Source organism: Mycobacterium sp. IDUB_39 (genome assembly GCF_055419205.1).
This window is the reverse complement of the sequence record NZ_JBVAXF010000003.1, coordinates 216577-230567: the sequence shown is the minus strand read 5'-3', so window position 1 is coordinate 230567 and position 13991 is coordinate 216577. Positions and strand designations below refer to the sequence as shown.

Genomic DNA, 13991 nt, shown 5'->3' with positions numbered 1-13991 from the left:
TGCCGGTGTCGAGCATCGACACTCGCCGGCGGGACGGCGTCATCTGTTCCCGAGTCGCGCGTGGTCTACTAAACTAGAACACGTTTCACTTTTCCCCCGCTGACGCCCCACCTAGGAGCTGGCATGCACACTTCCCTCTGCGATCAACTCGGCATCGAGTTTCCGATTTTTGCCTTCACGCACTGCCGTGACGTCGTGGTAGCCGTCAGCAAGGCCGGCGGCTTCGGCGTGCTCGGCGCGGTCGGCTTCACCCCCGAGCAGCTCGAGATCGAACTGAACTGGATCGACGAGCACATTGGTGACCACAACTACGGCGTCGATATCGTCGTGCCCAACAAGTACGAGGGCATGGACTCGAACCTGTCCGCCGACGAGTTGGGCAAGATGCTTGCGGACATGGTGCCCCAGGAGCACCTCGACTTCGCCAAGAAGATCCTCCTCGATCACGGTGTCCCGCTCACCGCGGAGGACAACGAGAGCACGTTGCGCCTGCTCGGCTGGACCGAGGCGACGGCCACCCCGCAGGTCGAGATCGCCCTCAAGCACCCCAAGATGACGCTGATCGCCAACGCGCTCGGCACGCCCCCCGTCGACATGATCGAGCACATCCACGCCGAGGGCCGGAAGGTCGCCGCGCTGTGCGGGTCGCCGAGCCAGGCGCGCAAGCACGCCGACGCGGGCGTCGACATCATCATCGCCCAAGGTGGCGAGGCCGGCGGGCACGCAGGCGAGGTCGGCTCGATCGTGCTGTGGCCCCAGGTGGTCAAGGAGGTCGCCCCCATTCCGGTGCTCGCCGCGGGTGGAATCGGCAGCGGACAGCAGATTGCCGCGGCGTTGGCACTCGGCGCCCAGGGCGCGTGGACGGGTTCGCAGTGGCTCATGGTCGAGGAGGCCGAGAACACCCAGGCGCAGCAGGCGGCGTACATCAAGGCCGGTAGCCGCGACACCGTGCGCAGCCGCTCGTTCACCGGCAAGCCGGCCCGCATGCTGCGCAATGACTGGACCGACGCCTGGGAGAACCCGGACAACCCCAAGCCGCTCGGTATGCCGCTTCAGTTCATGGTGTCCGGGCTTGCGGTCTCCGCGACGCACAAGTATCCCGACGAGACGGTCGACGTCGCGTTCAACCCTGTCGGCCAGGTCGTCGGTCAGTTCCATAAGGTCGAGAAGACCTCTGCCGTCATCGAGCGATGGGTACAGGAGTACCTCGAGGCGACGACCACGCTGAACGACCTCAACGAGGCAGCCGGCGCTTGAGCTAACGGCCGTCCGGCCTGTAGTCGAAACCTACGAAATGGCTGCGTGAACCTAGGTTCACGCAGCCATTTCGTCGCTCTCGGTGTGATCCCAGTGTCGATTATGTAAGGTGACATACATAGTCCACCGGTGAAGGGATTCTCGACGTGGTCACGCCTCGCGAACGGATGGTCATCTCGACCGCGCTGCTGATCCGCGAACGCGGCGCCCACTCCACGGCGATCGCCGATGTTCTCGAACACAGCGGCGCGCCCCGCGGGTCGGCCTACCACTACTTCCCCGGTGGCCGGACGCAGCTGCTGTGCGAGGCCGTCGACTACGCCGCAGACTTCACGTCGAACCGAATCGCCAGTGCCGCAAACAGTCTCGAGGCGATCGACCACATCATTGACGGGTTCCGGACGCAGCTGGTGGAGTCCGGTTACCGGGCCGGCTGCCCCGTCGTCGCCGTCGCGGTGGAAGCCGACAACCCCGAGGTCATCGAACGCGCCGCAGCCGCGTTCACCCGGTGGACGGGCCTGATCGCCGACCGGCTGACACACGACGGTGTCGCGGCGGACCGCGCCGAGGAACTCGCGATGCTGTTCATGTCATCGATCGAGGGCGCGATCGTCGTCGCCCGCTCCACTCGTGACACCAAACCCCTCGAAATTGTCCACCGGCACCTGCGCGCCACGGTGGCGGCAGAGTCCAAGGAGTCCCGACAATGACCACTGACTGGCAGTCGACCGCGTGCATCCTGTGTGAGTGCAACTGCGGCATCGTCGTTCAGATTGAGGACCGCTCCATCGCCAAGATTCGCGGTGACAAGGACCATCCCGCGTCGCAGGGTTACACCTGCAACAAGGCGTTGCGGCTCGACCACTACCAGAACAACCGCAACCGACTGACGTCGCCGCTGCGTCGTCGCGATGACGGCACCTATGAGGAGATCGACTGGGACACGGCGATCGCCGAGATCGCCGAGGGGTTCAGCAGAATCCGCGATGAGCACGGTGGCGACAAGATCTTCTATTACGGCGGCGGCGGTCAGGGCAACCACCTCGGCGGCGCGTACAGCGGCGCGTTCCTCAAGGCGATCGGCTCCCGCTACCGCTCGAATGCGTTGGCCCAGGAGAAGACTGGCGAGTTCCTCGTCGACTCCCACCTCTACGGTGGGCACACGCGCGGTGAGTTCGAGCATGCCGAGGTGTCAGTCTTCGTCGGCAAGAACCCCTGGATGTCACAGAGCTTCCCGCGCGCACGGGTGGTGCTCAACGAGATCGCGAAGGACCCGCGGCGGTCGATGATCGTCATCGACCCGGTCATCACCGACACGGCGAAGCTGGCGGACTTCCACCTGCGCGTGCGGCCCGGCACCGACGCGTGGTGTCTTGCCGCCCTCGCCGCGGTGCTGGTGACCGAGGACCTCTGTGATGAGGCGTTCCTGGACGCGCACGTGACGGGCTCGGATGCCGTGCGCGCTGTGCTGCGTGAGGTGCCCATCGCGGACTACGCGCAGGAGTGCGGTGTCGACGAGGAGTTGATCCGGGCCGCCGCCCGCCGGATCGCCGCCGCCGCCAGCGTGTCGGTGTTCGAGGATCTGGGCATTCAGCAGGCGCCCAACAGCACGGTGTGCTCCTACCTCAACAAGATGCTGTGGATCCTCACCGGAAACTTCGCCAAACGCGGTGGACAGCATCTTCACTCGTCGTTCGCGCCGCTGTTCAGCAGCGGAGGTGTCGGACGAACGCCCGTCACGGGAGCGCCCATCATCGCGGGACTGGTCCCGAGCAATGTGGTGCCGCAGGAGATCCTCACCGACCACCCGGACCGGTTCCGCGCGATGATCGTCGAGAGCAGCAATCCGGCCCACTCGGTGGCCGATTCGGCGGCCGTGCGTGAAGCGCTGCAATCGCTGGAGCTACTGGTGGTCATCGATGTCGCGATGACCGAGACGGCGCGCCTCGCCGACTACGTCCTTCCCGCGGCGAGCCAGTTCGAGAAGCCCGAGGCGACGTTCTTCAATCTCGAGTTCCCGCACAACGCCTTCCACCTCCGGCACCCCCTGATGGATCCGCTACCCGGAACCCTGGCCGAGCCGGAGATCTGGGCCCGGCTGGTCCGTGCACTCGGTGTCGTGAGCGACGAGGAACTCCGACCGCTACGCGCCGCTGCCCAACGCGGTCTGGAGGCGTACACCGAGGCCTTCCTCGTCGCGGTCAGTGGCAACCCGGCACTGGGTCGGGTGCTGCCGTTCGTGCTCTACGAGACGTTGGGGCCGAGCCTTCCCGACGGACTGTCCGGGGCCGCGGCGCTGTGGGGGCTAGCCCAGAAGGCGGCGATGACGTATCCCGCCGCGGTGCAGCGTGCCGGGCATGCCGACGGCAACGCGCTGTTCGAGGCCATTCTGAACAGTCGTTCCGGCGTGATGTTCACCGAGCACGAGTATGAGGACGACTTCGCGTTGATCACGCACGCCGATCGCCGTATCGCGCTCGAGATGCCCGATATGTTGGCCGAGGTCGCGGCGCTTCGTACCGCGGCATCGGTCCTGACCACGGGCGAGTTCCCGATGGTGCTCTCGGCCGGCGAGCGCCGCGCCTACACCGCCAACGACATCCTGCGAGACCCGTCCTGGCGCAAGCGCGACACCGACGGTGCGCTACGGATCAGCAGCACCGACGCCGCCATGTTGGGCCTGGTCGACGGGGGTCGGGCCCGAGTCACCACCGCGGGGGGTTCAGCAGTGGCCACCGTCGAGGTGACCGACGTGATGTTGCCGGGTCACGTGTCGCTGCCCAACGGCTACGGCGTGGACCACGTCGACGCAGACGGGCACTCGCACACCCCGGGCGTGGCGCCGAACGCCTTGACGTCAACGGGTTGGCGGGACGCCTATGCCGGGACGCCATGGCACAAGCACGTGCCGGCCAGGATCGAGGCCGTCGCCGAGGCGGTCCTCACGCACTGATCACCGTCAGGGAGCCGGCGCAGGAGACAGCGGGGCCGGAGCCGGCGGCGGGAGCGGTGCACCGGGCGGGGTCGGCGCGGCCTGCGGATCAAGCGGGGCCGCCGGGTTCACCGGGCTGAGGGGAACGTTCGGGCCTGCGGCCTGCTCCGGGTACGGCGTGTTCATTCCGCGCTGCGCCAGGCCCATGATCAGGGCCTCCTTACCGCTGATCTCCTGGCTCTGCACGGCATGCCAGAGATCCTTCAGGTAGCTCACATTGGGACGCTCGTTGCCCTGCGCGGACGGATCCATCGTCGAGCCCGGCGGCAGAGCATCGGGACTGGCCAGGTGTGGGACGCCCTCGGGCTTCGGGATCTCCCCCGCCGCCGGAATTCCCGCCGCCGCCGGACTCTCACCCGCCGCGGTCGACAGAGGCGCCGCCTCTGCCGGCAGTGGTGCCTGCGCTGCGGGTGGGGCCTCGCCGGCGGGCGCGGGCGGCGGCATCGGCGGAATCGGATCGGCGCTCGCCATACCGGAGCCAGCGAGCGCCATCAGCGCGCACGCTGCTCCGCCTACGGCTGCGGTCACAAAACTTGGCATGTTGACGCCCATCACGGTGGCCTCCCGGGAGTTGCGGCTGGGACAGATGTTACCGACGGTAGTTGACGCGTTCTTCCGTTTTCACCGGCCAATCGTTACAGCAGTCCACCGGCCGCGCATCTCAACCCGCACCGCGGGGTGAGGAGAACACGTTTCACTTGCGAGTTTCCCGAACCCTCCTCGGTACCTGTCATCTGTGGTGTAGCAATGAGTTACGCCACTAGATCACGTCGTGTGAGGAGCGTTTTGCAATGGCCACCCCGAACTTGCCAGCCGGTTTCGACTTCACTGATCCCGACATCTACGCCGAGCGACTGCCGGTCGAGGAACTTGCCGAGATGCGCAAGGTTGCGCCCATCTGGTGGAACGAGCAGCCCGACGGTGTCGGCGGATTCGGTGACGGCGGATTCTGGGTGGTGACCAAGCACAAGGACGTCAAAGAAGTGTCGCGCCGAAGCGACGTCTTCTCCAGCCTGGAGAAGACGGCCCTTCCGCGGTACCAGGACGGCACCGTGCAGCAGCAAATCGACACCGGCAAGTTCGTGCTGCTCAACATGGACGCGCCGCACCACACCCATCTGCGCAAGATCATCTCGCGGGCGTTCACCCCACGCGCGATCGAGCGGCTGCGCGACGACCTGCGGGAGCGCGCCAAGGCCATCGTCGAGACGGCCGCGGCGCAGGGTTACGGCGACTTCGTCGAGCAGGTCTCCTGCGAGCTTCCGCTGCAGGCCATCGCCAGCCTGATGGGGGTGCCGCAGGAGGACCGGATGAAGCTCTTCCACTGGTCGAACCAGATGGTCGGCGACATGGATCCCGAGTTCGCCAACAACGACGCGATCTCCGCCTCGGTCGAACTCATCACCTACGGCATGCAGCTTGCGGCCGAGCGCGCCGACGCGCCCGGCGAGGATCTCGTCACGAAACTCGTGCAGGCCGACGTCGACGGGCACAAACTCTCCGACGACGAACTGGGCTTCTTCGTCATCCTGCTGGCGGTCGCGGGCAACGAGACCACCCGCAACTCGATCACCCAGGGCATGATGGCCTTCACCGACTTCCCCGACCAGTGGGAGCTCTTCAAGCGCGAGCGACCCGCCACGACGGCCGATGAGATCGTTCGGTGGGCGACCCCGGTGACGTCGTTCCAACGCACGGCGCTCGAGGACACCGAGCTGGATGGCGTGCCGATCAAGAAGGGCCAGCGGGTCGTGATGTTCTACCGCTCGGCCAACTTCGACGAAGACGTCTTCGACGACCCGTACACCTTCGACATCACGCGGGACCCGAACCCGCACGTCGGTTTCGGCGGCACGGGCGCCCACTACTGCATCGGTGCGAATCTGGCCCGGATGACCATCGACCTGATGTTCAACGCCATCGCCGACGAGATGCCCGACCTGACCCCGCTGGCCAAGCCCGAGCGGCTCCGGTCGGGCTGGCTCAACGGGATCAAGCACTGGCAGGTCGACTACACCGGCGGCCAGGGTTCTAAAGACCCTGTGGCGCAACAGGCTTCGCCGCAACGGGCTTGACACCACCGGGCTTGACACCACCGGGGTAGTCGAATATCGAACGCCAGTAGTCCTCCGGGATATCGGCGCCCGTCCGCAGCACCATGGCCAGTCCGGTCGCCATCGCCAGGCCCAACAGCCCAAGCCACAGTCCGGCGAGCGCGATCACGACCCACAGCGCCGTCGTCACGCCCGGCCACGGCGACACGATGGCCAGTGCGGGCGCGAAGAAGAATCCGAGGCCGATGTACCACGACGACCCCGCGCGGTCGGACTTCAGCACGAACCGCAGCCAGCGCGGAATCTGCGGGACGGTCTGCTGCCGGTGGGACTCCATCATCTGCTCCTGCCGTTGATGCGGACACGTCCAGCCTGCGGCGCCCAGGTAAGGGTGGCAATTACCGCAGAGGTAATGGATGTCGCCGGGGCTCCTGCGCCACACTGACGGAATGACCACCGCCTCCCCCGTCCAGTTCGGCACCCTCGTCCGTGAGTGGCGGCAGCGGCGGCGGCTCAGCCAGCTCGATCTCGCCCTGCAGGCCGACGTGTCGTCGCGGCATGTGAGCTTCATCGAGACCGGGAGATCGGCGCCCAGCCGCGCCATGGTGCTGAGGCTGGCTGAGGCCCTGGACGTCCCCCATCGCGAACAGAATCACCTGCTGCTGGCAGCCGGCCTCGCACCGGAGTTCACCGAACGCTCGCTGGACGATCCCGATATGGCCGCCGTGCGCGAAGGTGTCGATCGGGTACTGCGGGCCTACGACCCGTACCCGTGCCTCGCGGTCGACCGCGGTTGGCACATCGTTGCGGCGAATGCTGGGGTGTCGATGCTGATGCGTGGCGTTGCCGGGCACCTACTGGAAGCTCCCAACGCGCTCCGCATCTCGTTGCACCCAGATGGACTGGCACCCCACATCCGAAATCTCGGGCAGTGGCGCCACCACGTCATCGGCAGGCTGCGCCGAGAGGTGGCGGCCAGTGGCTCCGAGGAGCTGCGTGGCCTGCTCACCGAGATCGAGGCCTACCCGGGCGGATCGGAGGAGACCCGCGATCTGGGTGGCGTCGTCGTGCCGTTGGTGATCGAGCGGCCCGACGGCGCGGTGCTGACCTTCATGAGCACGGTCACGACGTTCGGCACCGCCCTGGATCTGACCGCCGCCGAACTCAGCATCGAGGCGTTCCTACCCGCCGACGAGCAGACCGCCGCGGCACTGCGATAGGCGCGCAACGGTTTTAGTCTGCTGGGGCGCAAATGTTGTCGCTCAGCCCGACCCGCCGCATTCTCGAGACATGACCGCCACCGCCGACGCACCCGCCGCCAACGCCACCTCACCATCGCCCGTTCGGGCGTCGCGGTTGCGCGTGCCCGATCTCGACGAGCTGACCACCCCCGGTGTGCGCGGCTTCTTCTCCCGCCAGCAGCGCGAAGAGGGGTTGACCTCCAACTGGTTTCGCGCGTTGTCACTCAACGAGGCTGACCTCGAGCGGCTCAACGGCTACCTGCTCCCCCTGCTCGGAACCGATGGTCGCGGTGGGCTGTCCACGCGGGAACGCGAGGTGATCGCGACGGTGGTGTCGGGCGAGAACCGGTGCGCCTACTGCCACACCAACCACGCCAACAAACTCGGCAAGCTGGCCGGTGACTGGTCGTTTGGCCAGCGCGTCGCGATCGATCACCACCAGGTCGACGAACTCACCGATCGCGAGCGAGCACTCGGCGACCTGGCCGTTGCAGTCAACAACCATCCGCAGTCGATCCGCGACGCCGACCTGGACCACCTGCGTGATCTCGGTATCGACGATCACCAGATCCTGGAGGGCATCTCGATCGCCGCGTTCATCGGTGCGACCAACCGCATTGGGGTGGCGTTGGCGGTGCCGCCGAACCCCGAGTACACCGGCATCCCCTCCTAGCCGCTGCGAGCCAGCAACTGGTAAGACCACTTGACCTCTGACCGCGCGGGTGGCAGCCTGTCGACATGGCGCTGCAACCCGTCAACCGTCGATCGGTGCCCGAGGACGTCTTCGAGCAGATCGTCAGCGAGGTCCTCAGCGGTGACATGCAGCCCGGCGAGGCATTGCCCAGTGAACGCCGGCTCGCCGAGGTGCTCGGGGTCTCGCGGCCGGCGATCCGGGAGGCACTCAAGCGACTCACCGCCGCAGGCCTCGTCGAGATTCGGCAGGGCGACGCCACCACGGTCCGCGACTTTCGGCGCCACGCCGGACTGGACCTGCTCCCTCGACTGCTGGTGCGCGCCGGCGAGGTCGACGTCGCGGTGGTTCGCAGCATCCTGGAGACCCGCCTGCACAACGGACCGAAGGTCGCCGAGCTCGCGGCACGCCGCCGACCGCCCGAACTGCCCGACATCCTGGACGCGACCATCGCCGCGCTGGACGCCGAACAGGATCCGATCGCGCGGCAGCGTCACGCCCTTGCCTTCTGGGATCACATCGTCGACGGCGCGGACTCGATCGCCTTCCGGTTGATGTACAACACCCTGCGAGCCACCTACGAGCCCGCACTTCCCGCGCTCGCGGCGTTGATGGCCGAGGAGGTCGGACGCCCGGAGAACTACCGCCTGGTGGCCGACGCGATCCGCGCGGGCGATCCCGACACTGCCGAGCGTGCCGCGCGCGCCCTGCTCGAGCCGGCCACCCTGGCCATGCTCGGCGCGATCACCACATTGGAGGATGGCCAATGACGAGCGGACGGCGAGGCTTCACGCTGGCGGACGCGTTCGCCGAGTTCTGGCGACACCCCTCGCCGTGGATGATCGGCGCCACCTGGCTCGTCGCGGTCGCCGCACGCGCCACCGTCGGCGACTGGCAGCCCACCGACGCGCTGGTCCCCCTGGCGATGCTCGCGATGTTCCCGTTCTTCGAATGGATGGTGCACGTCTTCGTACTGCATTGGCGGCCAAGGAGTCTCGGCAGGATAACCGTCGACTCCCTGCTGGCCCGCAAGCATCGCGAGCACCACGTGGACCCCCGCGACGTGCCGCTGATCTTCATCCCGTGGCCCGCGCTGTTGTGGGTCCTGCCCGCAGCGGTCGCGATCGCCCTGTTGGCCTTTCCCCGGCCCGGCCTGGGGTTGACCTTCCTGGTGTCCCTCGCAACGCTCGGCATCGTCTACGAGTGGTGCCACTACCTGATCCACAGCGACTACAAGCCCAAGACCGCGGCCTACCGCGCGGTGTGGCGCAACCACCGCCACCATCACTTCAAGAACGAGCACTACTGGTTCACCGTCACCACCGCGGGCACGGCCGATCGGATGCTGGGCACCTACCCGGATCCATCGACCGTGGCGGCCTCACCGACGGTGAAGAACCTGCACGAGGCTACGCGCGGACGATAATCGGATCCCCGATGCTGACGTTGTCGAAGTACCACGCGGCGTTGTCAGAGCTCAGGTTGATGCACCCGTGGCTCACGTTGGAGTTGCCCTGCGCGCCCGTGGACCACGGCGCACCATGCACGTAGACGCCACCCCATGTCACGCGGACCGCGTTGTAGACCGTGAGCTTGTAACCCTCCGGGTCGCTCAGCGGGATGCCGATGGTGCGTGAGTCCATTACGACCACGCTCTCCTTCCCCAACGCGGAGAAGGTCCCCGTCGGCGTCGGGAACTTGGGCTTGCCCATCGATGCCGGCATCTCGCGGACGACCTGATCATCGATGCTCACGGTGAACGTGTGCGCGTCGATATCGGCCACGCCGACCACCGCCGCACCTGTCTCGAAGCTGGTCTTGGCGCCACCGACGGACACCGCGATCTCCGAGTGGGCGGGCCAGAACTCCTTGGGGGTCCACTGCAGGACGTTGTTGTCGAGCCACGAGAAGGTGCCCGTGGGCGTGTCCGTCGAGGAGAACCCGATGCTGCGCTCGACCGCGGCGCGGTTGGCCACCGGCCCCGCGAAGGTGACAGTCACCGCGGCAGCGACGCCGACGACATCACCGGGGCCCGGTGAGATGTTCGCTACGGGGGTCGGCTGCGGCACCGCCGAGACACCGATACCCGTCGAGGCTCCGAGTAGCAGGGTTGCGGTCCCCGCCACTGCCAGCACACGCGATAGCGCTGTACGCAAGTTCATCCTCCGATGTCTGGTCGGTAACTACATGCTAGATCGCAATCCGAGGATCAAGCGTTAGCCGAGGTTGCGCGCGCCAGACCAACGAGCAAATAGCCCAGACCGAGGAAGCCCGCGGCGAGAAGGCCGACGTTCACCAATACGGACGCCACACCGACACTTCCCGGATCCAGGAAGTAGTACGGCGCTCGCCTGCCGGCGTTGTTGAGGACCAGAAACGCGAGCGCACCGTAGGCCGCCGGGTAGGACAGCCACGCGACCGGTTGCCACCACCGCACCGAATTCTGCCCCCGGCCGACCACCAGCCAGTCGATCACGGCCAGCACCGGAACCGCCACGTGCAGAAGGAAATTGGCGGGCGTGTAGCCCATGCTGTGTCCGGTGAGGAACAGATTCCACACCACCCCCGCGGCGACGACGTAGAGCACGACCGCGCCCCGCAGGCCGGAGCGGGCGTCCGCCCTCGGCGAGCACAGCGTCCACGCGTAGTAGGCCGCGGCAAGGATGTTGGCCTGATAGGTGAAGGTGATCAGGCGCCACGACACACCTGACCGCGACGACGTCTCGACCAGGACGAGTGCCAGCGCGACCGCGAGCACGATGGTCAGTCGGAGCGTGAGGCGAAGGCCCTCCCGGGCCTGCGATGGTGGTGCCAACGGGCGCTCCGGCTACCCGCCGGGCATCACGGTGTACGACGGCGGCAGGGCAGGCGGAGGTGGCGGGTTGTCGTCACCGATCCGGAGCTTGTCGCGGATGCGGGTCAGGATGCCCGGCTTCTTCGTCGGGTAGGGCGCAACGACGGGCGGTGGCATCGCCGGGACCTGGGCGATCACGGGCGCCGGCGCGATCGCGGGCGGTGCGACGACCTCGGGGTACTCGGGTGTGGCGGCGGGAACGTCGCCGATCGGCGCTTCGGGAACGTACGGGGCCTCCGGCGGGGCGACGTCCACGGGCGGCGCCTCCGGAACGACAGGGGCCTCGGGCAGCGGCGGCGGCGCGGCCGGAGCCGATGGCAGCCGAGTCGGCGGCTTCAGGCGTGCGGAGGCCGGGGCTTCCGGAGCACTCACCCTGGCCCGCGGCTCGCTCGCGGCGGCGTTCACGGCATCGGTGCGTGGGGAGAGTTGCAGGCTGACCGCCAGTGACACCGACACCACGAACGTCACGACGCCTGCCACCAACATCGCCGCGGGTCCGACCTGGACCAGGCGACGTGCCAATGTTGTGCGTTGCCCGCCCCGGGCGCCGACTGCACCGAAGGCCTTGAACCCATTGTCGAGATCGGCTGGGCTCTTGAGAGTTTGGGCCGAGGCCAGCGCCGCGCCCCTGGCCAGCGCCAACTCCGCTTCCTCGGGTGCGAAGACGGGAACCGAGAGCGCGAGTTCGAGATCGGGCAGGATCGACGCGAATCCGCCAGCCGATCCGACGATGACGAGCGCATCGGGCTGCCAGTCCGCGCGGGCGAACACGGTGCTCAGCCAGTTGATCAGGTCCACGTCCGAGTCGATGGCGTGGTTGAAGGCGGTCTGTACCGCGCCGTCGCCGCCGTGCACGATCAGCGTCATCGCGGTATGGGGTTCGATGACACACACCGCGGTGGTCTCGTAGCCGATTACCGACGCCATACCGCGCGCCAGCGCTTCGGTGGCCTCCGGCATCCGGACGGGTACGACGGTGTCGTACCCGGCTTCCGACAGTGACCTCAACAGCAGTGCCGCCTCGGGATCGCTGTCCTCGCTCCAGGTCACGCCGATCGAGTGCAGCCGGAGTCCGCGGGCAGCGGCCAGCGCCTCGGTGTGTCGCACGGCGTCGGCGGCCTGCGCGGAGGTCCGGATGGCCCCGTGGCGCACGTCGAACGCATTTCGGTCCACCGTGGCGCCGTCGGCATCCTGCCCTTCCACGAGGACCAGTCCGACGGTCGTGGGAGTCATCGACAACCCGAGTACCGCGTCCACTTGCACACCCTTTACGAACATCGAGGTGGCTGACACCGGACGGAACCTTGAGTCGGCAGGGTTCCAGCCCGGACCACACCGGCGCACGGCAACGGAGGCGCACGCCGAACACGGATATCGCTCACCCTTTGCGGCGACACTACCGGGCCAACGGCCCGACGTGGCAACCTAGCGCCCATGACAGCGGGCAGTCACACCGAGCAACCAGCGCAACGCACCGTATTCGGGCACCCGATAGGCCTGGTCAACCTGTTCGGGGTCGAGTTGTGGGAGCGCTTCTCCTTCTACGGCATGCTCACGATCCTCGGTTACTACCTCTACTACTCGGTCACCGACGGCGGACTCGGGTTACCGCAGAGCACCGGCACGGGGATCGTCGGCGCCTACGGCGGGCTGGTGTACCTGTCCACGGTGCTCGGGGGGTGGGTCGCCGACCGCCTGCTGGGGATGGAACGCACCGTGTTCTACGGCGGGGTGGTGGTCATGGTCGGCCACATCGCGCTGGCCGTCCTGCCCGGGCTCTCCGGTGTCGGGATCGGCCTCGCCCTGGTCGCGCTGGGCTCCGGGGCGCTGAAGGCCAACGCGTCATCGCTGCTTGGCACGCTCTACGACCGGGGTGATGCCCGAGCGGATGGCGGATTCACCCTCTTCTATCTGGGCATCAACCTCGGCGCCTTCGTCGGGCCCCTGATCACAGGGCTTCTGCAGACGCACGTCGGCTTCCACTACGGATTCGGTGCGGCCGCGATCGGCATGGCGTTGGGGCTGGTGCAGTACGTCGTGTTCCGGCGCAACCTGGGCGAGCACGGTCGGGACGTGCCGAATCCACTACCGCACAACAGGATCGCGATGTACCTCGGTGTCGCGGTGGCGGGTCTCGTCGTGATCGCCGCGGTGATCGCCACCGGGCTGGTGACGCTGGCGAACCTGTCTCAGGTGACGACGGGGGTGATCGTGGTGGCGGCCATCGCCTACTTCACGGTCATGCTGTCGAGCCCGAAGGTCGCACCGATAGAGCGCACCCGCGTGCGGGCGTTCATCCCGCTGTTCATCGCCAACGCCGTGTTCTGGTCGCTGTTCCAGCAGATCTTCACCGTCCTCGCGGTGTACTCCGACGAGCGGATGAACTGGTCGATCTTCGGCTGGACGGCGCCATCGAGTTGGGTCGGCTCGATCGAACCGGTGTGGATCATTCTGCTGTCACCGCTGTTCGCGGTGATGTGGACGCGGCTGGGAAACCGGGCTCCCACCACGCCGCGCAAGTTCGCCTACGGCGTCATCGGGATGGGTGCGGCGTTCCTGTTGTTCCTGCCGATGGCAGGCTCCACCGGGCGTGCGGTGCCTGCGCTGCTGGTCTTCGCCATTCTGGGCGTGTTCGCGGTGTCGGAGCTGATGATCTCCCCGATCGGTCTCGCCGTGACCACCCAGCTCGCGCCGCAGGCCTTCCGGGCCCAGATGATGGCGCTCTACTTCTTCTCGGTCGGGTTGGGCACGGCGCTGTCAGGTGTGTTCGCCGGCTACTACGACCCATCGCGCGAGTTCGCGTACTTCGGCATCCTGGGCGCCGTCGCGATTGCCGTGGGACTCGTGGTGTTAGCGCTGTCTGGATGGGTGAGCAGGCTGATGGAGGGCGTGCACTAGGCGG

Annotated in this window: 14 protein-coding genes; 9 read left to right on the top strand and 5 right to left on the bottom strand. The window is 67.3% G+C overall.

From position 1 onward, the window contains the following. The first annotated feature begins 123 nt into the window (after positions 1 to 123). From ACZY0X_RS13010 to ACZY0X_RS13000, 3 genes are all read left to right on the top strand, one after another. Positions 124 to 1257 carry a nitronate monooxygenase gene (locus ACZY0X_RS13010; RefSeq protein WP_463770950.1) on the top strand — a complete coding sequence of 378 codons (1134 nt, stop codon included), beginning with the start codon at positions 124 to 126 and terminating at the stop codon, positions 1255 to 1257. A 146-nt stretch (positions 1258 to 1403) separates the two neighbouring features. Next, positions 1404 to 1967, top strand: a complete 564-nt coding sequence (locus tag ACZY0X_RS13005) for a TetR/AcrR family transcriptional regulator (RefSeq protein ID WP_463770949.1) — start codon at positions 1404 to 1406, stop codon at positions 1965 to 1967. Further along, entirely contained in the window at positions 1964 to 4210 is a 2247-nt protein-coding gene (locus ACZY0X_RS13000) for a molybdopterin-dependent oxidoreductase (RefSeq protein ID WP_463770947.1), read from the top strand. Before ACZY0X_RS13005 ends, ACZY0X_RS13000 begins: the two co-directional genes overlap by 4 nt. 6 nt (positions 4211 to 4216) lie before the next feature. On the opposite strand, the gene ACZY0X_RS12995 is transcribed toward ACZY0X_RS13000, so the two are convergent. After that, positions 4217 to 4777 (bottom strand): hypothetical protein, encoded by a 561-nt coding sequence (locus tag ACZY0X_RS12995; protein ID WP_463770946.1) that lies wholly within the window; start codon positions 4775 to 4777, stop codon positions 4217 to 4219. Positions 4778 to 5040: 263 nt separating this feature from the next. Here ACZY0X_RS12995 and ACZY0X_RS12990 point away from each other — a divergent pair, with 263 nt between their 5' ends. Beyond that, positions 5041 to 6324 carry a cytochrome P450 gene (locus ACZY0X_RS12990; RefSeq protein WP_463770944.1) on the top strand — a complete coding sequence of 428 codons (1284 nt, stop codon included), beginning with the start codon at positions 5041 to 5043 and terminating at the stop codon, positions 6322 to 6324. On the opposite strand, the gene ACZY0X_RS12985 is transcribed toward ACZY0X_RS12990, so the two are convergent. Beyond that, entirely contained in the window at positions 6281 to 6640 is a 360-nt protein-coding gene (locus tag ACZY0X_RS12985) for a hypothetical protein (protein WP_463770942.1), read from the bottom strand. The two genes, ACZY0X_RS12990 and ACZY0X_RS12985, sit on opposite strands and share 44 nt — an antisense overlap. 112 nt (positions 6641 to 6752) lie before the next feature. Here ACZY0X_RS12985 and ACZY0X_RS12980 point away from each other — a divergent pair, with 112 nt between their 5' ends. The 4 genes from ACZY0X_RS12980 (at position 6753) to ACZY0X_RS12965 (ending at position 9661) form a co-directional block, all read left to right on the top strand. Further along, entirely contained in the window at positions 6753 to 7523 is a 771-nt protein-coding gene (locus ACZY0X_RS12980; protein WP_463770940.1) for a helix-turn-helix domain-containing protein, read from the top strand. Between the two features lie 70 nt (positions 7524 to 7593). Further along, positions 7594 to 8217: a peroxidase-related enzyme gene (locus tag ACZY0X_RS12975; protein ID WP_463770939.1), complete on the top strand. Its 624-nt coding sequence runs from the start codon at positions 7594 to 7596 to the stop codon at positions 8215 to 8217. Between the two features lie 65 nt (positions 8218 to 8282). Next, positions 8283 to 9005 (top strand): FadR/GntR family transcriptional regulator, encoded by a 723-nt coding sequence (locus tag ACZY0X_RS12970; RefSeq protein ID WP_463770937.1) that lies wholly within the window; start codon positions 8283 to 8285, stop codon positions 9003 to 9005. Beyond that, on the top strand, positions 9002 to 9661 hold the full coding sequence (locus tag ACZY0X_RS12965; RefSeq protein ID WP_463770935.1) for a sterol desaturase family protein: 660 nt from the start codon (positions 9002 to 9004) through the stop codon (positions 9659 to 9661). The genes ACZY0X_RS12970 and ACZY0X_RS12965 overlap by 4 nt, the downstream gene beginning before the upstream one ends. On the opposite strand, the gene ACZY0X_RS12960 is transcribed toward ACZY0X_RS12965, so the two are convergent. Genes ACZY0X_RS12960 through ACZY0X_RS12950 form a run of 3 tightly spaced genes read right to left on the bottom strand, consistent with a single transcriptional unit; the run spans position 9645 to position 12382 of the window. Further along, on the bottom strand, positions 9645 to 10397 hold the full coding sequence (locus ACZY0X_RS12960; RefSeq protein ID WP_463770934.1) for a L,D-transpeptidase: 753 nt from the start codon (positions 10395 to 10397) through the stop codon (positions 9645 to 9647). The two genes, ACZY0X_RS12965 and ACZY0X_RS12960, sit on opposite strands and share 17 nt — an antisense overlap. A 47-nt stretch (positions 10398 to 10444) precedes the next feature. After that, complete coding sequence (locus ACZY0X_RS12955) at positions 10445 to 11050, bottom strand: Pr6Pr family membrane protein (RefSeq protein WP_463770933.1); 606 nt, start codon at positions 11048 to 11050, stop codon at positions 10445 to 10447. 12 nt (positions 11051 to 11062) lie between these two features. Beyond that, positions 11063 to 12382 carry a DUF7159 family protein gene (locus ACZY0X_RS12950; protein WP_463770931.1) on the bottom strand — a complete coding sequence of 440 codons (1320 nt, stop codon included), beginning with the start codon at positions 12380 to 12382 and terminating at the stop codon, positions 11063 to 11065. A 141-nt stretch (positions 12383 to 12523) separates the two neighbouring features. Here ACZY0X_RS12950 and ACZY0X_RS12945 point away from each other — a divergent pair, with 141 nt between their 5' ends. Further along, positions 12524 to 13987 carry a peptide MFS transporter gene (locus tag ACZY0X_RS12945; protein ID WP_463770930.1) on the top strand — a complete coding sequence of 488 codons (1464 nt, stop codon included), beginning with the start codon at positions 12524 to 12526 and terminating at the stop codon, positions 13985 to 13987. Positions 13988 to 13991 lie beyond the last annotated feature (4 nt).